The 23,503-nt window shown below is 73.4% G+C and carries 22 protein-coding genes; 7 read left to right on the top strand and 15 right to left on the bottom strand.

Annotated features, from left to right (window positions below):
- Window positions 1-10 precede the first annotated feature (10 nt).
- The gene (locus tag P2F65_RS04390; RefSeq protein WP_275804539.1) at window positions 11-946 is read right to left on the bottom strand and encodes a sulfotransferase; all 936 of its coding nucleotides are present in this window, start codon (window positions 944-946) and stop codon (window positions 11-13) included.
- 221 nt (window positions 947-1,167) lie between these two features.
- The gene (locus P2F65_RS04385) at window positions 1,168-2,511 is read right to left on the bottom strand and encodes a cation:proton antiporter (protein ID WP_275804537.1); all 1,344 of its coding nucleotides are present in this window, start codon (window positions 2,509-2,511) and stop codon (window positions 1,168-1,170) included.
- 469 nt (window positions 2,512-2,980) lie between these two features.
- On the opposite strand from P2F65_RS04385, the gene P2F65_RS04380 reads away from it, so the two are divergent.
- Both P2F65_RS04380 and P2F65_RS04375 read left to right on the top strand, forming a co-directional pair.
- The gene (locus tag P2F65_RS04380) at window positions 2,981-5,122 is read left to right on the top strand and encodes a DEAD/DEAH box helicase (RefSeq protein WP_275804535.1); all 2,142 of its coding nucleotides are present in this window, start codon (window positions 2,981-2,983) and stop codon (window positions 5,120-5,122) included.
- 394 nt (window positions 5,123-5,516) lie between these two features.
- Entirely contained in the window at window positions 5,517-6,911 is a 1,395-nt protein-coding gene (locus tag P2F65_RS04375) for a DUF2252 domain-containing protein (protein WP_275804533.1), read from the top strand.
- A 17-nt stretch (window positions 6,912-6,928) separates the two neighbouring features.
- On the opposite strand, the gene P2F65_RS04370 is transcribed toward P2F65_RS04375, so the two are convergent.
- The 7 genes from P2F65_RS04370 to P2F65_RS04340 all read right to left on the bottom strand — a co-directional run bounded on the left by P2F65_RS04370 (window position 6,929) and on the right by P2F65_RS04340 (window position 12,576).
- A complete protein-coding gene (locus P2F65_RS04370; protein WP_275804531.1) occupies window positions 6,929-7,198 on the bottom strand; it encodes a hypothetical protein in 270 nt (89 codons plus the stop codon).
- 59 nt (window positions 7,199-7,257) lie between these two features.
- The gene (locus P2F65_RS04365; protein ID WP_275804529.1) at window positions 7,258-7,590 is read right to left on the bottom strand and encodes a spore germination protein GerW family protein; all 333 of its coding nucleotides are present in this window, start codon (window positions 7,588-7,590) and stop codon (window positions 7,258-7,260) included.
- 67 nt (window positions 7,591-7,657) lie between these two features.
- The gene (locus P2F65_RS04360) at window positions 7,658-8,773 is read right to left on the bottom strand and encodes an acyltransferase (RefSeq protein WP_275804527.1); all 1,116 of its coding nucleotides are present in this window, start codon (window positions 8,771-8,773) and stop codon (window positions 7,658-7,660) included.
- A gap of 18 nt (window positions 8,774-8,791) precedes the next feature.
- The gene (locus P2F65_RS04355) at window positions 8,792-9,226 is read right to left on the bottom strand and encodes a hypothetical protein (RefSeq protein WP_275804525.1); all 435 of its coding nucleotides are present in this window, start codon (window positions 9,224-9,226) and stop codon (window positions 8,792-8,794) included.
- 11 nt (window positions 9,227-9,237) lie between these two features.
- Complete coding sequence (locus P2F65_RS04350; protein WP_275804523.1) at window positions 9,238-9,522, bottom strand: hypothetical protein; 285 nt, start codon at window positions 9,520-9,522, stop codon at window positions 9,238-9,240.
- Window positions 9,523-9,772: 250 nt separating this feature from the next.
- Window positions 9,773-10,546, bottom strand: a complete 774-nt coding sequence (locus P2F65_RS04345; RefSeq protein ID WP_275804522.1) for an MBL fold metallo-hydrolase — start codon at window positions 10,544-10,546, stop codon at window positions 9,773-9,775.
- Window positions 10,543-12,576, bottom strand: coding sequence for an alkaline phosphatase family protein (locus P2F65_RS04340; protein WP_275804521.1), 2,034 nt, complete (start codon window positions 12,574-12,576; stop codon window positions 10,543-10,545). Before P2F65_RS04340 ends, P2F65_RS04345 begins: the two co-directional genes overlap by 4 nt.
- A gap of 89 nt (window positions 12,577-12,665) precedes the next feature.
- On the opposite strand from P2F65_RS04340, the gene P2F65_RS04335 reads away from it, so the two are divergent.
- Window positions 12,666-13,949: an MFS transporter gene (locus P2F65_RS04335; RefSeq protein ID WP_275804520.1), complete on the top strand. Its 1,284-nt coding sequence runs from the start codon at window positions 12,666-12,668 to the stop codon at window positions 13,947-13,949.
- On the opposite strand, the gene P2F65_RS04330 is transcribed toward P2F65_RS04335, so the two are convergent.
- The 5 genes from P2F65_RS04330 to acsA are packed head-to-tail and all read right to left on the bottom strand — an operon-like array spanning window position 13,921 to window position 19,387.
- A complete protein-coding gene (locus P2F65_RS04330) occupies window positions 13,921-14,169 on the bottom strand; it encodes a phosphopantetheine-binding protein (RefSeq protein WP_275804518.1) in 249 nt (82 codons plus the stop codon). The genes P2F65_RS04335 and P2F65_RS04330 overlap by 29 nt on opposite strands.
- Window positions 14,166-15,539 carry a dihydrolipoamide acetyltransferase family protein gene (locus P2F65_RS04325; RefSeq protein WP_275804516.1) on the bottom strand — a complete coding sequence of 458 codons (1,374 nt, stop codon included), beginning with the start codon at window positions 15,537-15,539 and terminating at the stop codon, window positions 14,166-14,168. The genes P2F65_RS04330 and P2F65_RS04325 overlap by 4 nt, the downstream gene beginning before the upstream one ends.
- Window positions 15,532-16,560, bottom strand: coding sequence for an alpha-ketoacid dehydrogenase subunit beta (locus P2F65_RS04320; RefSeq protein WP_275804514.1), 1,029 nt, complete (start codon window positions 16,558-16,560; stop codon window positions 15,532-15,534). Before P2F65_RS04320 ends, P2F65_RS04325 begins: the two co-directional genes overlap by 8 nt.
- Window positions 16,557-17,555, bottom strand: coding sequence for a pyruvate dehydrogenase (acetyl-transferring) E1 component subunit alpha (gene pdhA / locus P2F65_RS04315; RefSeq protein ID WP_275804512.1), 999 nt, complete (start codon window positions 17,553-17,555; stop codon window positions 16,557-16,559). The genes P2F65_RS04320 and pdhA overlap by 4 nt, the downstream gene beginning before the upstream one ends.
- Window positions 17,552-19,387, bottom strand: a complete 1,836-nt coding sequence (acsA, locus tag P2F65_RS04310) for an acetate--CoA ligase (protein WP_275804511.1) — start codon at window positions 19,385-19,387, stop codon at window positions 17,552-17,554. The genes pdhA and acsA overlap by 4 nt, the downstream gene beginning before the upstream one ends.
- Before the next feature lie 138 nt (window positions 19,388-19,525).
- On the opposite strand from acsA, the gene P2F65_RS04305 reads away from it, so the two are divergent.
- Entirely contained in the window at window positions 19,526-19,978 is a 453-nt protein-coding gene (locus P2F65_RS04305) for an Hsp20/alpha crystallin family protein (protein WP_275804509.1), read from the top strand.
- 37 nt (window positions 19,979-20,015) lie between these two features.
- The gene (locus tag P2F65_RS04300; RefSeq protein WP_275804507.1) at window positions 20,016-21,020 is read left to right on the top strand and encodes a zinc-dependent alcohol dehydrogenase family protein; all 1,005 of its coding nucleotides are present in this window, start codon (window positions 20,016-20,018) and stop codon (window positions 21,018-21,020) included.
- Here P2F65_RS04300 and P2F65_RS04295 read toward each other — a convergent pair.
- Entirely contained in the window at window positions 21,017-22,393 is a 1,377-nt protein-coding gene (locus tag P2F65_RS04295; RefSeq protein ID WP_275804505.1) for an MBL fold metallo-hydrolase, read from the bottom strand. The two genes, P2F65_RS04300 and P2F65_RS04295, sit on opposite strands and share 4 nt — an antisense overlap.
- Window positions 22,394-22,664: 271 nt before the next feature.
- On the opposite strand from P2F65_RS04295, the gene P2F65_RS04290 reads away from it, so the two are divergent.
- Both P2F65_RS04290 and P2F65_RS04285 read left to right on the top strand, forming a co-directional pair.
- The gene (locus P2F65_RS04290; protein WP_275804503.1) at window positions 22,665-22,994 is read left to right on the top strand and encodes a hypothetical protein; all 330 of its coding nucleotides are present in this window, start codon (window positions 22,665-22,667) and stop codon (window positions 22,992-22,994) included.
- Between the two features lie 49 nt (window positions 22,995-23,043).
- Window positions 23,044-23,463: an HIT family protein gene (locus P2F65_RS04285; RefSeq protein WP_275804501.1), complete on the top strand. Its 420-nt coding sequence runs from the start codon at window positions 23,044-23,046 to the stop codon at window positions 23,461-23,463.
- The last annotated feature ends 40 nt before the right edge of the window (window positions 23,464-23,503 follow it).

Raw genomic sequence — 23,503 nt, 5'->3', positions numbered from 1 at the left:
GTGTCTCCCCTCAGTTGTGCCCCGGCGCCGAGTCGGTGAGCTCGTAGCCGTAGGTGGCAAGCGGTTTGGCGATGGTGCGCTCGAGCAGGTGGACCTGCTCGGCGCTGAGGTCCCGCTGCCAGGCCACCCCGCGGCTGGCCTGGAACGTGTGCCTGCGGAAGCCGGCCTCGTACTGCGGCGTCCACTCCAGCCCGAGGAACTCGAGCACCTCCGCGGTCTTGCCGCGCGGGTCCTCCATGAGGTCCTCGAGACGCACGTCGAGCCACTGGCCCTCGGGGACCAGCGCACGGGCCTGGTCGATGGCGTCGATCAGGATCCGCCAGCCGAGCCCGGCGAGGACCACGAACGAGCGGTTGGACTCCTCCCACTCCTGGCGGTCGGCGTGGGAGAGCGGGCCGAGGTACCAGCTGTCCGGCCCCCGGTACCCGTCCCACCAGCCCATCTGGAGCCACGAGTTGGCGACGGCGCGCCCGTCCCTCACGACGTGCACGAACCGGGCCTGCGGGTACACCGTCCTCAGCAGGCCCGAGCGGGGCCAGCCCGTCAGGTGGTGCACGAACACGGGCTTGCCCTGGGCCTCCATGCGGCTGTCGAAGAAGTCGGCGATGCGCTTCTGCAGCCATGGCGTGGCGTCCGCGGCGACGAGGTCACGACACGGCTGGGGGAACATCGTGGAGACCTGACGCTCCAGCACCTCCCAGCCCTCGGACGGCGCGACCCGGAAGCGGCCCGGCTCGATGACCTGGCGCCGGTCCTTGAACGGCCGCAGCGACGGGTCCCGCTCGGACGAGCGGTTGAAGAGCGCGTTGTTCCACCGGCCCTTGAGGTTCAGCAGCCCGAACTTGTCGTCGACGTTGGAGATGAAGCCGACGTCAGGATGACGAGCGGCCAGCTCAGTGACCAGCGTGGACCCGCACCTGCCCGAACCCAGAACGAACGACAGCACGCCGCAACCCCCTCTGTCGCAGACCCTCGGCGGCCCTTCCCGCCCGTGGTGACTCGCCAGCATAGGCATGTCGTAGACGGTGTTAGTCCGCTGTTTGCATGGGGTCCGCCGCACCGCCGCAAATGGTCGCCGATGTGTCCGGAAACACGCCGATTTCGTTGTGCCGCAAGGGAAAAATATGGCCCGTACGGGCTAGTCCGGGGGCTAGTGCACGACGTACGTCAATTGCGGGTGCTGGGGCCCCCGGGGACACCGGCCCGTGGCAAGGTCGCCCGGTCGCCCGGGCGCAGCGGCCGCCCGGAGCGGACGATGTGGCCGAGCCAGGTGCCGGCCAGCATGGAGGTGACGAGGGCCAGCATCACCAGGGCTGCGTAGAACTCCTGGCTGATGATGCCCGCGGCATACGTGACCGAGGCGAGCACGATGCCGGGGCCGCCGCGCGCGTTGGTGGCGATCGCCAGGTTGCGCGAGGCGCGGGACCCCTCACCGGCCAGCCGGGCGCCCAGGTAGACGCTGCCGGACTTCGCGAGGCAGGCGAAGAGGAGGAACCAGGCGAAGAACACGATGTCGAAGTGACGCACCAGGTCGAGCTGGAGGCCCACGGTGGCGAAGTAGACCGGGATGAAGAAGGCGAAGGAGATCGACCGGATCGACTCCCTGGCCGCGACGACCTTCGGCCCCTTGGCCGCACTGGCTGCGATGCCGGCGAGGAACGCACCGAACAGGGCCGTCACCCCCAGCACGATGCACAGCAGCGCCCCGCCGAAGATGAACAGCAGCAGGTAGGCGAGCGGGTTGCTGCTGGCCACGAGGTTCCAGCGCTGCCGCCGGGTCCAGCGGAAGCCGCGCGGCCCGAGGGTCAGCATGAGGGCGAAGACGGCCAGCGTCGCGAGCCCGTGGAACACCATGCTGCCGGTGCTGCCGGCCTCCAGTCCGAGCAGGCCGGGCACACCGAAGTCCGCGCTGCCCTCCACGCTGACCATGCCGAGGGCGAGGGCGAGCACCACGTAGACCACGACGTCCTCGATGACCGCCACGCCGAGCACGATCCGGGCGAAGGACGACTCGATGACGCCGAGGTCGAGCATGATCCTGGAGATCACGGGGATGCTCGTCACCGCGATCGCGAGCCCGAAGACGAGCATCAGGGCCGTCCCGTTCTGGGCCGGCCCGAGCAGCTCCTCGGAGTCCAGGAACCTGAACAGCAACGCGCCCGCCGCGAACGGCAGCACCACTCCGGTCACGGTGACCAGGCCGACCAGACGGCTCTCGTCGCGGCGGAAGAGGGAGCGCATCTCGGCGCCGGAGCAGAACATCAGCAGCAACAGCCCGAGCTGGGAGGCCCAGCCGAGCACCGCTGCGACCGACCCCTCGGTGGGGAAGACACGGGCCTGCAGGTCAGGCCACAGGGACCCGAGCAGGGTCGGGCCAAGCACGAGGCCTCCGGCGATCTCGCCGATGACGCGGGGCTGGCGCAGCAGGGTGAAGAGGTGGCCGACGCCGTGGGCGGCCGCGAGCAGCAGGGCCAGCGCCACCAGTGTGTGTGCGAAGTCGGCTCCGCCCATGGTCAGCTGGCCCCTCTCCCGTGCCGGGTACCCCCACAGCTCCTGATGAAGCGTGACACGCCCGGGCGAGGACCACCGACCGATTGGCCAAACCCCGTCCGGTCCGGGAGCCGGGAGGGGGCACGTGGTCCGCGGCATACCGGACCTTTGCCGCACGGCGACTCGGCCGGGAGGGGCATCGGGCGGTACTATCGGTGGTGAAGGGGACCCGGCCCACGCCAGTGCGCCGCCTCGGCGGCGGGCAGCTCGTCGTCGACGAGGAGCCGGGGGTCACCGCTGGACGGTCCGTCGAGGGTCGCACCCGGTCGTCGTTGGCAGCGCGTTCTGCTGGTCATCGCGACGGAGACCCGCTGGGAGTGCCCAGCCGGCCCGATCCCCTTCGCTGACACAGCGCCCCGGCCGCAGGGCCGGGGGACACGGGTATGCCGTGTTCCCACCTGCACGCCGCGGCACCCCTGAGGAGGAGTTCTTGGCTCAACGAGGCCAGCGCCAGGCCGGCGCGACCCGCACCGCACCCCGCGCGCAGCGGCGCCACCGCGAGCGTGACGACGAGGGTCTCTTCCCCGTGCTCGCCAAGGCGGTGCGCGAGGTGGAGGGGGCGGCCCAGCGCGGTCGTCTGCGGCCGTCGTCCCGCACCAAGTTCCAGGTCATCGCGCTGCTCGTGCGCGAGGAGCGGGCCCGCCTCAAGGACGACGCGACGGTGACCGAGGGCCAGCGGGCCGAGCAGCTCAAGCGGCTCGACGGCATCGCCACGATCCTCGCCAAGACCGCAGCCCGTGACACCTCGCTGCTGTCGCTGCTCGCCGAGGACGCCGTCGTGACCGGCGCCGCGAAGTCGCTGCGTCAGGAGATGCTCGCCGCCGCGGGGATGGAGCCCGAGCCGGAGCCCGAGCCGGAGCCGGAGCAGACCGTCACCACGGCCCCAGCGGAGCGGCGCGTCGTGCCCCAGTCGGTGGTGGCCCGCCAGCTCGCCAACCCCTTCCTCGCCCCCGACTTCTCCGCCGTCCCGCAGCGCCGGGTCCGCCACGGGCGGCTCTCCGGCTGGGAGCTGCTCGGCCCGCTGTTCCGCTCCTTCGAGGAGGGCGGCGGCTCGTCCTGCATGGACCTGCCCGAGCCCACCTCGCTCCAGGCGCCCGGCGGGCACGAGCTGATGCACCACCAGGCGCAGGTGGTCGAGGCGGCCCGCGAGGGCCACCGCACCTTCCTCCTCGCCGACGAGCCGGGCCTGGGCAAGACCGCCCAGGCGCTGCTGGCGGCGCAGGCCGCTGACGCCTACCCGCTGCTCGCGGTCGTCCCGAACGTCGTCAAGGCCAACTGGGCCCGTGAGGCGCAGCTGTGGACGCCGAAGCACAAGGCCACCGTCATCCACGGCGACGGCCACACGATCGACGGCTTTGCCGACATCATCGTCGTCAACTACGAGGTGCTCGACCGGCACGTCGGCTGGCTGGGCGACCTCGGCTTCCGCGGCATGGTGGTCGACGAGGCGCACTTCATCAAGAACAAGTCCTCGCAACGCTCGCAGCACGTGCTCCAGCTCGCGGAGCGGATCCGCCAGCGCACCGCCAACCCGCTGCTGATGGCGCTCACCGGCACCCCGCTGATCAACGACATCGAGGACTTCCGGGCCATCTGGCAGTTCCTCGGCTGGATCGACGACAAGCAGCCGCGGCCCCGCCTCATGGAGAAGCTCGAGGAGGTCGGGCTGAGCCCGGCCGACGCCGGCTTCTACGCGTCGGCCCGCGCGAGCGTCATCGACCTCGGCATCGTCCGGCGCCGCAAGGTCGACGTGGCCTCCGACATCCCGGCCCGTCGCATCGCCGACCTCCCGGTCGAGCTCGACGACGAGGCAGGCCGGTCGATTCGCGCCGCCGAGCGCGAGCTCGCCCGTCGCCTGGTCCAGCGCTACGAGAGCGCGCTGGCCGCCCGCGGCACCGGTGCGCCCGTCGAGGGCATCGACCACGACCTCGTGCGGCGTGTGGCCACCTGGGAGCGCGAGGAGGCGAACGCGAGCAAGGCCGACGGCAACGTCTTCGGCATGTTGCGCCGCATCGGCCGGGCGAAGGCCGAGCTCGCCGCCGACTACGCCGCGCAGCTGGCCCGCAGCGTCGGCAAGGTGGTCTTCTTCGCCAAGCACGTCGACGTCATGGACGCCGCCGAGGAGCTGTTCGCCAAGCGCGGCATCCGCTACTCCTCGATCCGTGGCGACCAGACCTCCAAGGTGCGCCAGCAGCAGGTCGACGCCTTCATGACCGACCCCGACGTCGCGGTCGCGGTGTGCTCGCTGACCGCGGCCGGCGTCGGCCTCAACCTGCAGGTCGCCTCCAACGTGGTGCTCGCCGAGCTGTCGTGGACCGACGCGGAGCAGACCCAGGCGATCGACCGCGTGCACCGCATCGGCCAGGGTGACCCCGTCACGGCGTGGCGCATCATCGCCGCGCAGACGATGGACACCAAGATCGCCCAGCTCATCGACAGCAAGGCCGGGCTGGCGGCCCGCGCGCTCGACGGCTCGGACGAGGAGGTGTCGAGCTCGGCCGACATCCAGCTCGAGGCCCTGGTGGCGCTGCTCACCGACGCGTTGACCGCGCAGCTAGCCGCCGGTTCGTAGACCGAGGTCCCAGCTCTCGGGCCATGACGGCGGTCCTGGTCCGAGAGCCGGGACGTGGTGCGCCGCGAGGTGGAGCGCGGCGGTGGACGGGTGGTCGATTTCGCCGGCGACGGCGCGATGGCCGCGTTCGACGACCCCGCACGGGCCATCCGGTGCGGCGTCGCCCTGCACAAGGCGGTGGCGCCGCTGGGCCTGGAGCTGCGGGTGGCGGGTCGGCTCCGGCATCGGCTTCACCCCTCGTGGCACACGCACACTCAAGGGCGTCCCGGGGGGAGTGGCCGCTCCTCGCGGTGGAGCGTGACGTCGGCGCGTGGAAGGACGACTCACCAGCCAGGGGTGAGGCAGGCCCACCGTAAGAGGCAGGAGGCTTGGCACGGACTGACAGGAGAGACCGATGCGCGAGCAGCACGTGTTCGAGACGCCTGAGGCGAGGGCGGCGAAGGGACTCGCCGCCCGCAAGCGGCTCCCGCCCGAGGCCCACGCGGCACTCGACCTGCGCGCCGACCGCGACCCCGTGAGCGTGCTGGCGCAGCAGCTGCCCTCGCGACTGCCCGAGCTGGTCGGCCTCCGCAACGAACGGATGTCCGCCTCTCCCTTCGCCTTCTTCCGTGGGGGCGCCGCGGTGATGGCGGCGGACCTCGCCCCCCGCCCCCACACCGGGCTCTACGCCCAGCTGTGCGGTGACGCCCACCTGGCGAACTTCGGCATGTTCGCCTCACCCGAGCGCAACCTGCTCTTCGACATCAACGACTTCGACGAGACCTGCCCCGGCCCCTGGGAGTGGGACGTCAAGCGCCTGGTGGCGAGCCTGGTCGTGGCCGGTCTGTCCAACGGCTTCACGGAGAAGCAGAACCGCAAGGTCGTCGTCGCGGCGGCGCGCCGCTACCAGACCGCGATGGGCGGTTTCGCCGCCCAGGGGAACCTCGCGGTCTGGTACGCCCGGGTGTCGGTCACCGAGCTGCGCCGCCTGCTCGCCGACGACATCGACGCCAAGGCGAGCAAGAGGTTCGACAAGGCCATCGCCAAGGCCATGGGACGCGACCACCTCCGCTCGGTGGCGAACCTGACGGAGGTCGTCGACGGTGTCCGCCGCATCATCAGCGACCCGCCCCTGCTGGTGCCGGTGGCCGAGCTGGCGCCGGGGGTGACGCGCGACGAGCTCGAGGAGTCGATGGAGAAGCTGCTGTGGGACTACGCAGACTCCTTGGCGCCCGGGCACCGCGAGCTGGCGCGCTCGTACTCGTTCGTCGACATGGCCCGCAAGGTGGTCGGCGTCGGCAGCGTCGGCACCCGGTGCTGGGTCGTGCTCATGCGCGGGCGCGATGACGGTGACCCGTTGCTGCTGCAGGTGAAGGAGGCCCAGCCATCGGTGATCGCCTCGCACCTCGGCCTGCCGAAGCAGCGGCACGAGGGGGTGCGCGTCGTCGCCGGACAGCGGGTCATGCAGGCGGCAAGCGACATGTTCCTCGGCTGGCAGCGCGCCATGGGCCTCGACCAGCGGATCCGCGACTTCTACATCCGCCAGCTGCACGACTGGAAGGGCTCGGCCTCGATCGAGGCCATGACCCCCAAGGCCCTTCGCCTCTACGCCGAGGTCTGCGCGTGGACCCTGGCCCGGGCGCACGCCCGTTCCGGCGACCGCATCGCCATCGCGTCCTACCTCGGTGACGACGAGCAGTTCGCGCAGGCCATGGCGTCCTTCGCCGACTCCTACGCCGAGGTGAACGCCCGCGACCACGCGAGGTTCGTCGAGGCGGTGCGCAGCGGGGCGCCCATGCTCACGGCTTGAGGCCGCGCCGGGTCACGTCACCCTCGGCGGTCCGCGCGGTGCCGGAGCAGCCAGAGGGTCAGGCAGGCCACCGCTCCAGCGAGGAGCAGCACCGGTGCCGACAGCGCGGCGAGGAACACGGTCCCGTCATACGGCGTGAGGGTGCAGCCGAAGCCGATTCCCTCGCACTGGCCGCTGCTGTTGTGGTCGGGCGCCGTGAGGAGCAGGGCGGCGAAGACGACGGCGGGCAGGGCCCACAGGAGGCCCAGCGCCCAGACGTAGGGCATGCGGCTGCGTTGCTTCGTCATGGGCAGAGGGTGGACCCGTCGGGGCCGCCCTGTCGTGGGCGCGGGTACTCAGGTCTTGTTCACCGCCGCCGGATCAGGGACCGCAGGACGAGGAACATGACGATGGCCACCAGCTGCCCGCCCAGGACGACCCGGTTGACGTCGACCGAGGGGCGCCAGGTGACCTCACCTCCCTTGACGACGTAGACCCCGGCAGGCTCGGCGGTGAACCCGCCACCGCCCCCGCTGCCCGAGCCCTCGTTGTCGGGGCCCGTGCCGGTGCCGCCCCCCGCGCCGCCGCGTACGCGGGCCACGGGCACGAGCATCACGTCGCCCTCGTGGATCGGCTCGCCGAAGACGCGGGAGACCTTGGCGGCGTCGGTGGCCTGGCTCATGAGCTGCTCGATGTCCATGCCGCCACCGTAGGCAGGGCGTCGCGGCGCGTCGCACACCCAAAAGTCCTAGCCCGGCACTCGGGGCTCACACGACCTGGCGCACGCCGGGCGCGCGGACGAGCAGGGCGGCCAGCGCGAACGACGCCACCACGCCACCCGCGGCGACGACCACCGCCTTGACCTCGGCCGGCGCCGCCACCGGGCGCAGCGCCACGGCCAGGGCGAGCAGGGGAAGGCCCTGGACGAGGAACGCGGGGTAGGACCAGCGGGCCAGCTCGGCTCCGTGCGGGCGGGGGCGGGCGAGCCGGCGCTGCGCGAAGGAGAGCAGCCAGACCGAGCCGAAGACCGTGAGCGCGCCCTCCAGCACCACGAAGACCGCTGACTCCCAACGCAGTCCGCCGGTCAGGGCCTCGAAGTCCATGCCGAGCGGTCCGGCCAGGCCGACGTATGCCGCGGCGCCGAGGGCGGCTGCTCCCGTCACCTGCCCAGCCGTGCCGGCGAGCGGGCGGGGCACCACCTCGAGCCACCCCTGCCCGGTGGCCACCACGCCGAGCCCGAAGAGCCCGGCGCACTCGGGCCACTGCCACTCGTTGAGGTCCAGCGGCGCCTCGCTGGCGTAGGGGATCCACAGCCGGACGACGAACGAGGCGGCGGCGACAGCGGTGGCGAGCAGGGCCAGCGACCCGGCGGTGACGGGACGGCGCCGGCGCCGCGCCCTGGCGCGGTGGGCTCGCAGTGCCGCCCACGCGGCATACAGGAGCGAGAGCACCAGCAGGACCCCGATGAACCAGGCCGGCCCGGTGTCGGGGACGTTGAGGCGTGTCTCGGTCCAGAAGGAGCCGGACACGTGACCCAGGGGCCGGTAGAGGGCGTAGAGGAGGACGGGCCACACGAGGGCGACGAAGACCAGGAACGGCACCCCCAGGCGCAGGAGGCGGTCGCGGACGAAGCGGCGGACACCTTTGCGGCGCAAGGCTCCCGGCGTGAGCAGACCTGCGACGAGGAACAGCAGGGCCATGAGGAAGATGGCGAACGGCCCCGCCACCGCGAGGGCCGCGACGTGGCTGGGCTCGGCCAGGGTGGTCTCGCGCACCAGCGCGTACGGCCACACCTCCAGCGGCGAGTAGCTCAGCATCCCGTGCAGCGCGATGACCCCGGCGATGGGGACCACCTTGAGGTTGTCGAGGTAGGTCCACCGCATGGTCCGGCCCTCCGCCGGTCAGCGGTGGGTGCCCCGCACCAGCGTGACCAGCGCAACCACGATGCCGATGGCGCTGCCGACGATGCCGACCGCGAGGACCCAGCGGCACAGCGTGTCCCACGGGAAGCCGTCGGGGTCGAAGGCGAACGGGAACACCTGCCAGATCCGCACCATCGCCGCCAGGCCGATGCCGGTCGTCACGAGGTCACCCAGCGAGCGCAGGCGGGGTGGGTCGGCGACGAGGTAGACGAGGTTCGCGACGACGCCGGCGACGATCGAGGCGTTGACCAGCCCGAGCACCTGCTCGGTCTCGGCGGTCAGGAACGGCACGGCCTCCCAGCCGGGGCGCCGGTTGACGAGGTAGAGGAACAGGCCGTTGATCAGGGCGGCGGCCACGTAGCCTGACCGCCGCGCGGCGACCGTCGGTCGCTTCCTGGCAACGGCGGTGGCCACGGCGCCTCCGGTCAGCCGACGGGGTGCAGTCCGAGGAGGGTGATGCGCGAGGACTCGTTCACCAGGAACCGGACCCCCTCGTGGATGGTCCACAGGCTGTCCGCGTCGGCGTCGTCGAGGTGGACCTCGAAGCCCGCCAGGTCGCTCAGCGTGGTGACGAACCGCCGGAAGCGCTCCTGGTCGAGGCGGCACACGTACCGGACGTCGGCGCCGGCACGCACTGCAGCGAGGTCGGCCTCCGGGGCGACGGCGCGAACCGCCTTGAGGTAGGTCGCGCGTGCTTGGTCGGGGGTCACGGGCACTCCACGTCAGGTCAAGCCGGACGGCTCCGGCGTCGGGTCCTTCCCCTGCACTGTGCAATATGGATGAGGGTCCTGTCCGTCAAACAGGGGCCATAGGCCCTGGCAGGCACCGGAATTCGCGGCGTGGGCATCCCGGGATGTCCCATGGGTCCCCGGTTGTCCCGATAGGTCCGGTGGCTCGGGAACGCCGTCGAGGGGGGTCGCCCGGGTCTGGATCGCCCGGGGCCGGGGGCGCCCGGGCGTCTCAGTCGCCCAGGGCCCAGGACTCGCCGGGGTGCAGCACGACGGGCTCGCAGTCCGGTGCCAGGCGCCGCACGTCGCGGGCGAAGGCCAGGCCCGGCCGGTCCATCCAGCCGCGGGGGAGGTGCTTGCCCGCAGGGACGTGCAGGGTGCCCCAGTGCACGGGGATCGCATACCGCGCGCCGACGAGCTCGCACGCCCGGGCTGCCTCCTCGTGGTTCATGTGGCCGCCCGAGAGCCGGGGGGCCCAGCCCGACACCGGCACCACCGCGAGGTCGATCGGGGCGCCGGCCAGCGCGGCCAGCTCGCCCATGTCGGGGTAGATCTCGGTGTCGCCGGCCACCCAGACGGTCGCCGTGGCGGACTGCACGAGGTGGCCGTGGGCGTCGTTGGGGCGGTGCGGCATGGGCCGGTGCGCGTGCACGGCGCGCACCAGGCGCACCCGTGCCTGCGACCGCACCCCGACCGTGGCCCACTCCTCGCCCTCCAGACCGGTGCCGCCGTCGATGCCCTTGCCCTCCAGCCACCCCGCACAGGCGGGAGCGGTGAGCACCGGTGTGCCGGACAGCTGCCGGAGCGAGGCGAGGTGGGCGTGGTCGTGGTGCAGGTGGGAGAGCAGCACCGCGTCGGCGTCCTCCCACGCGTGGGCGCGCGGTGTCTCGAACCGGCGTCGCAGGATCCCCGCGTGGCGTTCGAGGAGCGGGTCCGAGACCAGCCGGGCGCCGTCGATGTCGATGACGACGGTCGAGTGGCCCAGCCAGGTGACACGCAGGCTCACGGGCGCACCCCGAGCTGCCTCATCCACGCCACGAGCTGCTCGTGCACCGTCTCCGCCCCCACCAGGGGCGCCCGGCGGTCCAGGGGCAGGTCGGCGGGGTGGAGGAGCACGGCCTCATTCTGCTGCCCTCCGATGCCGCCGTGCGAGCCGACCTGCTCCTCGAAGGCGTGCACCTGCCCGGAGGGGTCGACGGAGGAGACGATGACCAGGTCGCCGGTGTTCGCCAGCCCGGCCAGCCGCAGCAGGTCCTCGCGACCGTGCGGGCCGTACTGCGGCAGGGGGTCGTCGCCCTCGACCGTGCCGTCGCGCAGCAGGCACAGCCCGGACACGCCGATGGCCACCGGGCCGCGGCTCTCCGTCTCGGCGATGACCACCCCGATCGACCTGCGGTTGACCAGGCCCGGCACCAGCCGGGGCCAGAGTTCGTGGATCTCCTCCAGCGTGAGCCGGCCAGGCAGCCGCGGGAACCACACCATGCCCAGGTTGCCGGAGGCGATCACCGCGAGCTCGGGGAGCCGCGCCGTCGCCGCGGTCTCGGGGAGGTGGCGGTCGGGGCCGACCACGACGGTGCGGCGGGCGGGGCGGGTGTTGAGCAGGGTGGTGAGCAGGGTGTTCACCGGGCCCCACGCCTCGCCCTCGGAGGCCTCGACCGACTCGCTGTCCGGCACCTGCAGCAGGCGGCGGCACACGGTCGCGAGGTCGGCGCCCTCCATCTGGCGGAAGGTGGCGCCCAGGCTCTGGCCGTGGTCGGAGAGCACGACGATGCGGTAGGCCCGCCCCGAGGCCCGCACCACCTGCTCGAGCAGGCCCAGGACGCCGTCGAGGCCCTCCAGGGCGCGCAGCGCCTCGGGCCTGCTCGGCCCCGCGTGGTGGGCGATCTCGTCGTAGTCGACGAGGTTGACGTAGATGGCCGGCGTACCTCGCACCAGGTGCTCGGCGACGAGGGAGACGTTGAGGTCACGCAGCAGCACGTTGCTGATGCCGCGCAGCACGACGTACCACCCCCGGCGCCGGACCCGGGGCACGACCTGGCGCACCCGTTGCCGCCTGCCCTGGTAGAGCTCCTTGAGCATCTCGACGAGGCTGCGGCTGAGCGCCCGCGAGAGGACGAACGGGCTGGCGAAGAAGCGCAGGAAGCTCGGCCCCGGCCCCAGGCCGCCGCCGCTGCCGGCCGCGCTCATGACCAGCAGGCGCGTCGGGGCGTCGCCGGAGAACATGGTGCTGATGGCCGCGCCGCCGTGGGCCAGCAGGCCGTTGCCGTCGCTGACGCGCGACTCGACCAGTGCGGAGTCCTGCGGGCGGTTGGCCACCACCAGGCGCCCGAGGTCCTTGTCCCACCAGCGGAAGGCGGGGACGGGGTGGCTGTTGCCGTGCAGCAGGCCGGCCTGCGCGGCTGGGGTCGTCGAGGGCACCCGCGACCACCACGGGGTCAGCAGGTGGTTGCCGTCGCGCAGCCAGCGGGCCATGGTCGGCGCGAGCCCGCCCTCGATGGCCTGGCGGAGCGCGGTGTGGGACAGGCCGTCGAGCTGCACCACCAGCAGGCCAGCCTCGGTGGGCAGCGCCGCCTCGCCCTCCCGCTCCCGGGCCCGCTCGTGGGAGCGGGCCCTGCGCAGGATGTCGCCCAGCACGTACGAGCTGTCGTTGGCGCCGACCAGCCAGCGGCCGAGCGCCATGATGGCCGAGGCGACGACGACCACGGCGAGCACGGCCCGCCAGTCGGAGACGCCGATGCCCGGCACCAGGGCGAGCGCCGCCCACGCGATGAGCATCTGGACCACCAGGCCGGCCACCATGGCGCCGACGGCGCCAACGCCCAGGGCCAGCAGCCGCAGCCCGGGGCGCAGCAGGAGGTCGCCGGTCGACACGGCGACCGCCACGAGCATCACCGGCAGCGGCCCGTCAGCGGTCGCGCCGTCGACGACCGCGATCGCCGCCCCCAGGCCGAGGCTCGTGGTGAGCAGCCCCCAGCCGGCGTCGGCGAGATCGCGCAGCGTGGGGACGAGGGGCCCCCTGCGGACCAGGTGCGGCACGCCCCGACCCTATCGAGCGGCAGGCGGGGCCACGGTCGCGTCAGCCAAAAGCTGTGGCCACCGGGCAGGCCGGCGCCCATACTCCTGAGGTGCCACCGCGACGCCTCGACGCCTACCGGTCCTGGCTGGTGTATGCCGGGGCGTGGGCCTTCGTGGGAACCCTCTCGTGGACGACGGCCGCGGTCCTCCTGGTGCGCGAGGTGGGCCTGTCGCCGCTGCAGCTCGTGCTGGCGGGCACGGCCCTCGAGGTCGCCTACTTCCTCGCGGAGGTGCCGACCGGCGTTCTGGCCGACCTGTACTCACGCCGGCTGTCCCTGGTCGTGTCCGCGCTGGCCTGCCGGCTCGGCATGGTCGGCGTCGGGATCGCGCAGGGTGCGCCGGCGGTGTTCGCCGCGATGGCGCTGTGGGGGTTCGGCTGGACCTTCCGCAGCGGTGCCGAGGACGCCTGGCTGGCCGACGAGGTGGGACCGGAGCGGCTCGGCGGGGCGTACCAGCGCGGCGCCCAGGTGGAGCGCGTGGCAGGGCTGGCGGGCATCGGCGCGGCGGTCGCGCTCGCCACGGTCGACCTCCGCCTGCCCCTGCTCTGTGCGGGCGCCGTTGCGGCGGGGCTGGGTCTCTTCCTCGCTGTGGCGATGCCCGAGCGCGGCCACGCCCGTCAGCACCGGTCATCCGGGGTCGTCGGGCCGCTGCGGTCGGCCCTGGCGACGGTGGCCGCCGGGCGACGCGAGGTGGCCGCCCGCCCGGTGCTGCTCGCCGTGCTGGGCATCGTCGCCGCTCTCGGGGCCTGGAGCGAGGGGTGGGACCGCCTGTGGGAGGCGCACCTGCTGCTCGACGTGGGACTGCCGACGCTGTTCGGGCTCGACGACGTCGCGTGGTTCGGCGTGCTCGCCGCCGGCACCCTGGTCATCTCCTTCGCGGTGGCGGCACCGTTGGTCGCGCGGATCGAGGGGCTCGGCCCGGCGCGGCTGGCGCGACTGCTGGTGGTGCTGCACGCGGTGCTCGTCGCCTGTGCGCTGGGCTTCGCGCTCGCAGACCGGTTGTGGGTGGCCGTCGCGGCCTACTGGGCGACGACCGTGGTTCGGTCGCTGGCCTCCGCGCCCTTCCGTACGTGGCTGAACCTCGGCATCGACGACTCCTCGACGCGGGCGACGGTGCTGTCGATCGCCAACGTCGCGGGCAGCGCCGGCGAGTGGGGAGGTGGGCCCCTGCTGGGCTGGGTGGGCACCCGCTGGACGGTGCGGGCGGCCCTCGCCGCCGGCGCGGCGCTGCTCCTGCCCGCGGTCGTGCTGCTCGCGCGTGCCGGGCGCGGCACCGCCGGGAGGCAGGTCGGGCCCAGCCGGCGGGTCAGACCGGGTGCGGCGTCCCGCGACTGAGCAGGCCGACGATGGCGTCGATGGTGCGCAGGTCCTCGTCCTCCTCGATGCGGAAGCCGGCGCCCTGGCTGAGGCGCTCCACGACCTCGACGAAGTCGAGCGAGTCCAGCTCGTACCTCTCGCGCAGGTCGGTGTCGCCGGGCAGGCCGGTCAGGTCCGCCTCGGGCACGATGGCTCGCAGCGACTGCTCCAGCAGGTCGCGGCCCTCGTCGGGTGTCATAGCTCCTCCGGTTTCTGCAGGAGTCGGTCGAGGTGCTTGAGGTACCGGGCGCCGACCGCGCCGTCGCTGGCGCGGTGGTCGCCTGCCAGCGTCGCGGTCACCAGCGGCCGGACGCCGAGCAGGCCCTCGACCGCCCACGGTCGCTCGGAGACGGCCCCGAGCCCGACGAGGGCGACCTGCGGCGGGTAGATGACACCCAGCACGCTCTCGACGCCCTGGTCGCCGAGGTTCGAGACGGTGATGCTGGGCTGGACCAGGTCCGAGCCGCGCAGCCGTCCGGCCCGGGCGCGGCTGGTCAGCTCCCGCACCGCAGCCATCATCTCCGTCACGCCCAGGCTGTCGGCCCGGGCGATGGCGGGCACCAGCAGCCCGCCCCGGCGCAGCGAGAGGATGAGGCCGAGGTCGACGGACCCGCTCGGGCGGAACCCACCGTCGACCCAGTGCCCGTTCAGGTCGGGGACCGCCCGCGCGGACCGGGCGGCCGCCACGAGCATGAGGGCCGCAGGCACGAGGCGCTGCTCGACGGGCAGCTCGCGGTTGCGCGCGCGCATCCACTTCAGCGACGCGGTCAGGTCGATCGTGGTGCTCAGGTAGTAGTGGGGGATCTCCCGGTTCGACACCGTCATGAGGGCCGCGATGCTCTGGCGCATGCTGTCGGCGTCAGCGCGGCGGGCCGGCGCCGCAGCCGCCCTCGCCGCCGGCGCCTCTGGCTGCGGGCGCGCAGGAGCCGCCGCGTGGCGCACGTCCGCCGCGGTGACGGCACCCGCCGCACCGGTTCCCCGTATGCCGTCGAGCACGGTTCCCGCCTCGCGTGCCAGCCGACGTGCGTAGGGTGAGACACGTTGGCGCACAGGGGTTTCGGAGGGCTGGGGTGTGCTGGGCGTCGTGGCGGCGGCGCGCTCGAGGTCCTTGCGCGTCACGGCGCCGTGCCGACCGGTGCCCGTGACGGTGGCGAGGTCGATGCCGAGCTCGTGGGCCCGGTGGCGCAGCACCGGCGAGAGGGGAGGCAGGTGCGGCGACGGCGCTGGCGGGGCCGGCTCGGGGCGCACGACGGGCGCGGGGGTGGCAGGCATGACGGCGGCAGGCTCGGGGGCGGCAGGCACGGTTGCAGCACGCACTGGGCCGGAGGGCACGGCGGCGGTCTCCAGTCGGGCGAGCACCCCGCCGACCGGCACGACGTCGCCCTCGCGGGCGAGCAGCTCGGCGACGGTGCCGTCCTCGAAGCACTCGACCTCGACGGCGGACTTCGGCGTCTCGACCACGGCGATGACGTCACCGCGCCTGACCCGGTCGCCCAGGCGGACGAGCCACTCGATGAAGGTGCCCTCGACCATGTCGGCGCCCAGCGAGGGCATCACGAAGTCACCCATCGCCGTGCACCGTGCGCCGGGCGGCCGCGGCAATCCCCTCCGGCTGCGGAAGGGCCGCCTGCTCGAGGTGCGCGGCATACGGCAGTGGCACCTCAGCACCGCAGACCCGCTCGACAGGGGCGTCGAGGTCGTAGAAGCCCTTCTCCGACAGGCGTGCCGACACCTCCGCGGCGAGGCTCCCGGAGCGCCAGGCCTCGTCGACGACCACGGCCCGGTGGGTCTTCGCGAGCGAGTCGAGGAGGGTGGCCTCGTCGAGCGGCCGCAGCACGCGCAGGTCGACCACCTCGGCCTCGATGCCTTCCGCCGCAAGCAGGTCCGCGGCCGCCACCGTCTTTCCCAGACCTCCGCCGTAGGCGACGAGCGTGACGTCGCCGCCGGCCCGGCGGATGGCCGCGTGCGCGATGTCGACCTCCGGCGGCGGGTCGGGCAGGGTGCCCTTGAGCGGGTAGAGCGAGCCGTGCTCGAAGATGAGCACCGGGTCGGGGTCCTCCAGGGCGGGCCAGAGCATCCCGCGCGCGTCCTCGAGGGTGGCGGGGGCGAGCACCCGCAGCCCGGGGATGTGGGCGTACCAGCCCTCGAGCGAGTGCGAGTGCTGGGCGGCGAGCTGTCGTCCGCCGCCGGTGGTCATGCGGATCACCAGGGGCACGGCCAGCTGCCCGCCGGACATGTGCAGGAGGGTGGCTGCGTTGTTGAGGATCTGGTCGAGGGCCAGCAGGCTGAAGTTGACCGTCATGATCTCGACGATCGGCCGCATCCCGCGCAGGGCGGCGCCGATGCCGGCCCCGGTGAAGGCCGACTCCGAGAGCGGTGTGTCGCGGACGCGTTCCTCGCCGAACTCCTCGGCCAGCCCGAGGCTGACGGCGAAGGAGCCTCCGTAGCGGGCCACGTCCTCGCCCATGAGGAAGACGCGTGGGTCGCGCCGCAGGGCCTCGCGGTGCGCCTCGCGCAGCGCCTCGCGGTAGGTCGTGACGGCTGCGTCCGGCGAGGGGGAGTCGGCGGGCCTGGCCCAGGTGGTGGTCATCGTGGTGGACCCTCGCTCGTGACGAAGCGGGTGAGGTCCTCGACCGGCTCGAGCGGGGCGGCCTCGGCCGCCTGCACGGCCGCGGCGATCTCCTGCTCGATCTCGGCTTCCCACGTGGCCACCTCTGACTCGGCCAGCGCCTCCTGGGCCAGCAGGTCGGAGGTGAGCCGGGGGATCGGGTCGGACGCGCGCCACCGCTCGACCTCGGCCTTGTCGCGGTACCGGTCGGGGTCGTACATCGAGTGGGCCCTGAACCGGTAGGTGCGCAGCTCGAGGAAGCACGGACCGCCACCGCCGCGGACCAGGGCGGTCGCGCGCTGCGCCGCCTCCTGCACGGCCAGGACGTCCATGCCGTCGGCGGACCAGGCGACCATGCCGTAGGAGGCCGCGCGGGCCGTCAGGTCGGTCTCCGCGTGCTCCCGGGCCAGTGCGGTGCCCATGGCGTAGCGGTTGTTCTCGCAGACGAAGAGCACCGGCAGCTCCCAGAGGGCGGCCAGGTTCGCGCTCTCGTGCCACGCGCCCTCGGCCATGGCGCCCTCGCCGAAGATGCAGGCGGTGACGTCGCTCCGGCCGTTCATCTGGTCGGCGAGCGCCATGCCGACCGAGGGTGGCATCCCGCCGCCGACGATCGCGTTGCCGCCGTAGAACCGGCGCTCGGCGTCGAAGAGGTGCATCGAGCCCCCGCGGCCGTGGCTGCAGCCGGTGGCCTTGCCGAACATCTCCGCCATCACCGAGGCCATCGGCACCCCACGGGCGAGCGCGTGCCCGTGCTCACGGTAGGTGGACACGACGGCGTCGCCCGGCGCGAGCGAGGAGATGACGCCGACCGCGACGGCCTCCTCCCCGATGCACAGGTGCAGGAAGCCGCGGATCTTGGTGGCGCTGTAGAGCTCGACGCACTTCTCCTCGAAGCGCCGGACACGGATCATCTGGCGGAGCAGGGCCGGCGCCCCGGCGGCCAGCAGGGCCTCGCGGTCGTGGGCCAGCGCGGTCATGTGGGGCGCTCCACGGTGGACAGGTCGCCCTCGGGCAGCCCGAGCTCACGGGCCTTGAGCAGCCGGCGCATCACCTTCCCACTGCGCGTGTGCGGTAGGTGCTCCTCGAAGGCGATCTCACGAGGGGCCACTGACCCCAGGCGTTTTCGGCCGAAGGTGATGAGCTCGCGCCTCAGGGCGTCACTCGGCACGGCGTCGGCCTTCAGCGTGACGAAGGCCTTGACGACCTCACCGGCAAGCGGGTCGGGCTTGCCGATCACACCCACCTCGGCGACTGCCGGGTGCTCCATCAGCGCGCTCTCGACCTCGAACGGACCGATGAGGTGCCCGGCCGACTTGATGACGTCGTCGGCCCGCCCCACGAACCACAGGTAGCCGTCGGCGTCGATGCGCGCGAGGTCGCCGGTGAGGTACCACCCGTCGACGAACGCCTTGGCGTAGCGCTCGGGCTCCCCGAGGTAGGCGCGGAACATCGACGGCCACCCGGGGCGGACGGCGAGCTCGCCCACGGTCTCGGGGTCGTGCAGCGCCCGCACGTGGCCGTCGACGACCGCGGCGCGCCCGTCCGCGCCGCGCTCGAGCACCCCCACCTCCACCCCGGGCACCGGACGTCCCATCGAGCCCGGCCGGACCGGCATACCGGGGTAGTTGCTCACGATGATCGCGCCGGTCTCGGTCTGCCACCACGTGTCGTGCACGGGCAGCCCGAACGCCTCGAGCCCCCACACCACGGCCTCGGGGTTGAGCGGCTCGCCGACGCTGACGACGTGGCGCAGCGACGTCAGGTCGTGGTCGTGGGCGAGTTCGACGCCCTTGCGCATGAGCATCCGCAGCGCGGTCGGCGCGGTGTAGAACACCTCGACGTGCTCGTCCTGAAGGATCGAGTACCAGCGCCTGGCGTCGAAGTCCGCCGAGTCGGTCACGATCGTGGCCCCGCAGGTGAGCGGGCCGATGACGCCGTACGACGTGCCGGTCACCCATCCGGGGTCTGCGGTGCACCAGTAGATGTCGCCCGGCGACAGGTCGAGCGAGAAGCGTGCGGTGGCGTGGTGGGCGACGACCGCCTCGTGCACGTGCACCGCACCCTTGGGCCGGCCCGTGGTGCCGCTCGTGAAGTGCAGCAGCGCTGGATCGTCCGGTGCCGTGGCGACGATCTCGAAACCGTTGCGCTCCAACGCTGCCCAGGACTGCTCCATGACCACCGCCCAGGAGAGGGTGTCGGGTTCAGGGGCCTCGTCGGCAGGGGCGTCGATGAGCAGCACGGCCTCCAGCGCCGGCAGGCGGTCGCGGACGGGGACGATCTTCTTGGCGTAGGACTCCCGGTCGGTGACGAGGACGCGCACGCCGCCGAGCTCGAGGCGCTGGCGCACCGGCTCCATCCCGAAGGCGGGGAACAGCGGGCAGTACACCGCGCCCGCCTTGAGGGTGCCCAGGGCCGTCAGGTAGAGCTCGGGCGAGCGGGGGAGCAGGGTGCACACCCGGTCGCCGCGTCCGACGCCGAGTCCCTGCAGCGCCATCGCAGCAGTGTCGGTGTGCCGGGCCAGCTCGCCGTAGGTGAGCTCGGTGGTGGGCTTGGTGCGGCTGAGGAAGCGCACCGCGACCGTGTCGGCGAGCGCCCCATGGGCGTGCCGGTCGACCGCCTCGTGGGCGATGTTCAGCCCGCCGCCGGGGAGGCCGTCGAGCCAGCCGCGGGCCTGCTGCCAGGTGAAGGTCCGGCACCGCACGGCGTAGTCGCCGATGAGGGGTGGGCGCGCCGGAGCCATGTCGATCGGAGGCCGCCGGCCCCTGCGGCCACCGGTCCCTTCCCCGCGCTCGAGCAGGGCATCGCCCATGTGCTCACGATGCGCCGCGCAGGTGCGGGCCGGACAGGGACCTAAGCCACTGTTTGCCCCGGGCCGCCCGGCGTGGACTGGACGCTGGCCCAGCGTGTGGCTGCGGGGCCCGACACCACCGACCAGAGGAGGCAGCCAATGAGTACGAACGCCACGAGCCGGTCCACCGAGCTGCGGCGCCGTTCGCCGTGGGAGGACTTCGCCCTCGCCCCGTGGAGCCACCGGATGCGCGAGCTCATGGAGGACGTCTTCCAGGGGTTGCCGTCCGGTGTGGACTTCGCCCCGGGCGGAGAGCTGCAGGAGACCGACGAGGCCTTCACCGTCGAGCTGGACCTGCCCGGCGTCGACAAGAAGGACATCAACATCGAGCTGTCCGACCGCCGGCTGACCGTGCGCGGCGAGCGGGTCGTCCGGGAGAAGGAAGGCGTGCTGCGGCACACGACCCGGGTCACCGGGACGTTCAGCTACGAGGCGCTCCTGCCCTGCCCGATCGACGAGGCGAAGGTCACCGCCGCCCTGAGCGACGGTGTGCTGACCATCACGATGCCCAAGGCCAGCGAGGCCAAGAGCACGCACATCACCGTGAAGTGAGCGGGCCGTCGGGGTGGCTGGTGTGAGGGGTGAGGGGATGCGGGCCTGGGCGGTCGGCCGCCCTGGCCCGCTCGCGACGCATCCGCTGCGGCCGGTGGAGAGGCAGCGGCCCACACCGGGCGCCGGTGAGGTGCTCGTCCGCGTGCGCGTCTGCGGGGTCTGCCGCACCGACCTGCACCTGGCCGAGGGCGACCTCGCCCCCCGCCGCCCCGTCACCGTCCCGGGGCACGAGGTCGTGGGCGAGGTGGCGGGCAGCGGACCCGGGGCCCACCGCTTCGCCCCCGGCGACCGCATCGGCATCGCCTGGCTGCGGCACACGTGCGGGGCGTGCCGGTGGTGCCGCAGCGGCCGCGAGAACCTCTGTGAGCAGTCGCGCTACACCGGGTGGGACGATGACGGCGGCTACGCGGAGTTCGCCGTCGTGCCAGAGGGTTTCGCGTACCGGCTGCCGTCGACCTGCAGCGACGAGCAGGCCGCACCCCTGCTGTGCGCCGGCATCATCGGCTACCGCTCGCTGCTGCGGGCCAGGGTGCCGGCCGGCGGCACGCTCGGCATCTACGGCTTCGGCGCGAGCGCCCACCTGACCGCCCAGGTCGCGATCGCGCAGGGGGTGGAGGTCCACGTCCTCACCCGCGGTGAGGACGCCCAGGCCCTGGCCCGCGAGCTGGGCGCCGCGTCGGTGGGTGGAGCGCGGGACGCGCCGCCGGTGCCGCTCGACTCGGCCATCATGTTCGCGCCCGCGGGCGACCTCGTCCCGCTGGCGCTCGAGGCGCTGGACGCCGGCGGCACGCTGGCCCTGGCGGGCATCCACATGAGCGACATCCCGACCCTCGACTACCAGCGGCACCTCTTCCGGGAGCGGTCGCTGTGCTCGGTCACGAGCAACACCCGCCGCGACGGCGAGGAGTTCCTCGCCCTCGCGGCACGGCTGGGCCTGCGGCCCAGCACCACGGCATACCCCTTGGAACGCGCCGACGAGGCGCTCGGGCACGTGGCGGCCGGCGACCTGCGCGGCGCCGCGGTCCTGCGCGTCAGCTCCTAGTCGGCGAGCACCCGCTCCCCGAGGCGCGGCACCGCCACGGTCCAGCCGGTCTCGTGCCGGATCCGGTCGGCGAGCGTCCGGGCCGCCTCGAGCTCGCCGTGCACGAGGTAGACCGTCTCGGGCGGCTCGGGCAGCTCGAGCAGCCAGTCCAGCAGTTCGGAGGAGTCGGCGTGCACCGAGAACTCCTCGTCGACGACGACCTCGGCGCGCACGGGGACGTACCGGCCCATGATCTTCACCTCGTGCGCCCCGTCGGCGAGCGCGCGGCCGCGCGTGCCGGCGGCCTGGTAGCCGGTGAGCAGCACGGTGTTGCGGGCGTCGGGCAGCAGGGAGGCCAGGTGGTGCACGACCCGTCCGCCGGAGGCCATGCCCGACGCCGAGATGATGATCGAGGGGCGCTTGGGGTGGTTCAGCGCCCGCGACTCGTCGGCGCTGTGCGCGGGGTGCAGTCCCGGCCACCGCTCGATCCCCGGCACCGAGCCGGGCTTCAGCTCGGCGCCGTAACGGGACCGCCGGTAGACCTGGAGCGCCGCGAGGGCCATCGGGCTGTCGACGTGGACCGGTGCCGACGGGATGACCCCCCGCTCCAGCATGTCGGCCAGGGTCGCGAGCACCAGCTCGGTGCGGTCGACGGCGAAGGCCGGGATGAGCACCGACCCGCCCCGGCGGATGGTGCGCCGGATGGCGTCGGCGAACGCCGCGTGCGGTTGCGCCGCCGGCTCGGGGTGGTCGCGATCGCCGTAGGTCGACTCCAGCACCACGGTCCGCGCGGCCGGGGGAGCCTCGCGCGGGAGCAGCACCGGGTGGTCGGGTCGGCCGAGGTCTCCGGAGAACAGGATGCTGCTGTCGTCCGCCTCCACGAGCAGCGTGGCGGAGCCGAGGATGTGGCCGGCCCGGCGGAACGAGAGCCGCGGGCCGTCGCCGAGGTCTCGGACCTGGTGGAACGGCAGGGCCCGCAGCGTCTTGATGGCCGCCTCGGCGTCGGCCTCGGTGTAGAGCGGCAGGGGAGGGTCGTGGCGCGAGTAGCCGCCCCGCCGGGCGTACTCGGCGTCCTCCTCCTGCAGGTGCGCGCTGTCGCGCAGGATGATCGCCGCCAGCTCCATGGTGCCATCGGTCGCCCAGGTGGGGCCCGAGAACCCGTGCCGCACCAGGGCGGGCAGGTAGCCGCAGTGGTCGAGGTGCGAGTGGGTCAGCACCACGTCGTCGATCGTGTCCGGCGGCACGGGGAGCGGCTTCCAGTTCAGCCGGCGCCACTCCCGCTCACCCTGGTAGAGCCCGCAGTCGACCATGAGCCGGCGCTGGCCGCGCTCGATGAGGAACTTGCTCCCGGTCACCGTGCCTGCTGCGCCCAGGAACGTCAGCGAGGTGGGCATGGTCTCCTCCGTCCGCGGGGCTGGGGCCGCACCACCAGCGTCCGCGCGGGGCTGCCGCGGGGTTAAGGGCCGTTGGGCCCGCGGCGGCTCGGGTGCTGCGCCGTCGCGGATGTGGCAAACGCCGGGGCTGCCTAGGACAAACAGTGGATCTGGGCCGCGCGGGGCCCGTGCGACGGTGTCTCGGACACCCCCTTCCCGAGCCGTGATCCCGGCTGCCCTTCGGCGGCCGCGGCCGGTGGAGGCACACGACACGACGAAGGGCAGGACCCCCATGGTGCGCGCGGGTTACGGCAACTACCAGTGGCTGGCCCCCGGCAGCCGGGCGCTGCGGCTCGGCGACGCCGGTGAGGACGTGCGGTTCCTGCAGCGCCACGTCGGCGCCGAGCCCGATGGCTACTTCGGGCCGCAGACCGCCGCGGCCCTGGCGGAGTACACCCGGGCCTCCCGCCGCGACGCGCCCGAGGCCTCGGCGGGGGGCGACGCGCTCGGGGTGCTGGCCGGGCGTGAGCTGTGGTCGATGATCCTGGGCAGCCACAACCCGCTGCCGCGCACCCGGCGGCGCTGGCGACTCGGCGGGGACGCCCGGCTCCTGCGCCGCTGACCCGGCGGCCGGGGCGCGTCCGGGGGCGGGTCCGCCTAAGCTCGCCGACGTGACCTGCGTCTTCTGCGCCATCGTCGAGGGATCGGTGCACGCCGACGTGGTGCTCGACGAGCCGGAGGTGCTCGGCATCCTCGACGCCCGCCCGGTCTTCAAGGGGCACGTGCTGCTCCTGCCGCGCGCGCACGTGCCGACGCTGCTCGAGGTCTCGCCGAAGCTCCTGCCGGTGCTGATGGGGGCGGCCCAGCGGGTCGCCGCCGCTGTGGTCGACGGGCTCGGCGCGCAGGGGTCGTTCGTGGCGATGAACAACGTCGTCAGCCAGAGCGTGCCGCACCTGCACGTGCACGTCGTGCCGCGCACCAAGGGCGACGGCCTGCGCGGGTTCTTCTGGCCCCGGACGAGATACGCGGACAGCGACGAGGCCCAGGCGTATGCCGCGCGGCTGAGGGCCGCACTCGCCCCACCTGCGTGAGGCGGCCGGGCCGGGTCACCTGCGTGAGACGACCCGGGCC

This window comes from Knoellia sp. p5-6-4, assembly GCF_029222705.1.
GTDB lineage: Bacteria > Actinomycetota > Actinomycetes > Actinomycetales > Dermatophilaceae > Pedococcus_A.
The sequence above is the reverse complement of the archived record's forward strand: the minus strand, read 5'-3'. Positions and strand labels throughout refer to the sequence as shown.

Excerpts from the sequence above, each read along its gene's own strand:
- P2F65_RS04385 (WP_275804537.1), bottom strand. The coding sequence starts at position 2,511 with ATGGGCGGAGCCGACTTCGCACACACACTGGTGGCGCTGGCCCTGCTG.
- P2F65_RS04375 (WP_275804533.1), top strand. The coding sequence starts at position 5,517 with ATGCGCGAGCAGCACGTGTTCGAGACGCCTGAGGCGAGGGCGGCGAAG.
- P2F65_RS04370 (WP_275804531.1), bottom strand. The coding sequence starts at position 7,198 with ATGACGAAGCAACGCAGCCGCATGCCCTACGTCTGGGCGCTGGGCCTC.
- P2F65_RS04365 (WP_275804529.1), bottom strand. The coding sequence starts at position 7,590 with ATGGACATCGAGCAGCTCATGAGCCAGGCCACCGACGCCGCCAAGGTC.
- P2F65_RS04360 (WP_275804527.1), bottom strand. The coding sequence starts at position 8,773 with ATGCGGTGGACCTACCTCGACAACCTCAAGGTGGTCCCCATCGCCGGG.
- P2F65_RS04330 (WP_275804518.1), bottom strand. The coding sequence starts at position 14,169 with ATGACACCCGACGAGGGCCGCGACCTGCTGGAGCAGTCGCTGCGAGCC.
- P2F65_RS04325 (WP_275804516.1), bottom strand. The coding sequence starts at position 15,539 with ATGGGTGACTTCGTGATGCCCTCGCTGGGCGCCGACATGGTCGAGGGC.
- P2F65_RS04320 (WP_275804514.1), bottom strand. The coding sequence starts at position 16,560 with ATGACCACCACCTGGGCCAGGCCCGCCGACTCCCCCTCGCCGGACGCA.
- pdhA (WP_275804512.1), bottom strand. The coding sequence starts at position 17,555 with ATGACCGCGCTGGCCCACGACCGCGAGGCCCTGCTGGCCGCCGGGGCG.
- acsA (WP_275804511.1), bottom strand. The coding sequence starts at position 19,387 with ATGGGCGATGCCCTGCTCGAGCGCGGGGAAGGGACCGGTGGCCGCAGG.
- P2F65_RS04305 (WP_275804509.1), top strand. The coding sequence starts at position 19,526 with ATGAGTACGAACGCCACGAGCCGGTCCACCGAGCTGCGGCGCCGTTCG.
- P2F65_RS04300 (WP_275804507.1), top strand. The coding sequence starts at position 20,016 with ATGCGGGCCTGGGCGGTCGGCCGCCCTGGCCCGCTCGCGACGCATCCG.
- P2F65_RS04295 (WP_275804505.1), bottom strand. The coding sequence starts at position 22,393 with ATGCCCACCTCGCTGACGTTCCTGGGCGCAGCAGGCACGGTGACCGGG.
- P2F65_RS04290 (WP_275804503.1), top strand. The coding sequence starts at position 22,665 with ATGGTGCGCGCGGGTTACGGCAACTACCAGTGGCTGGCCCCCGGCAGC.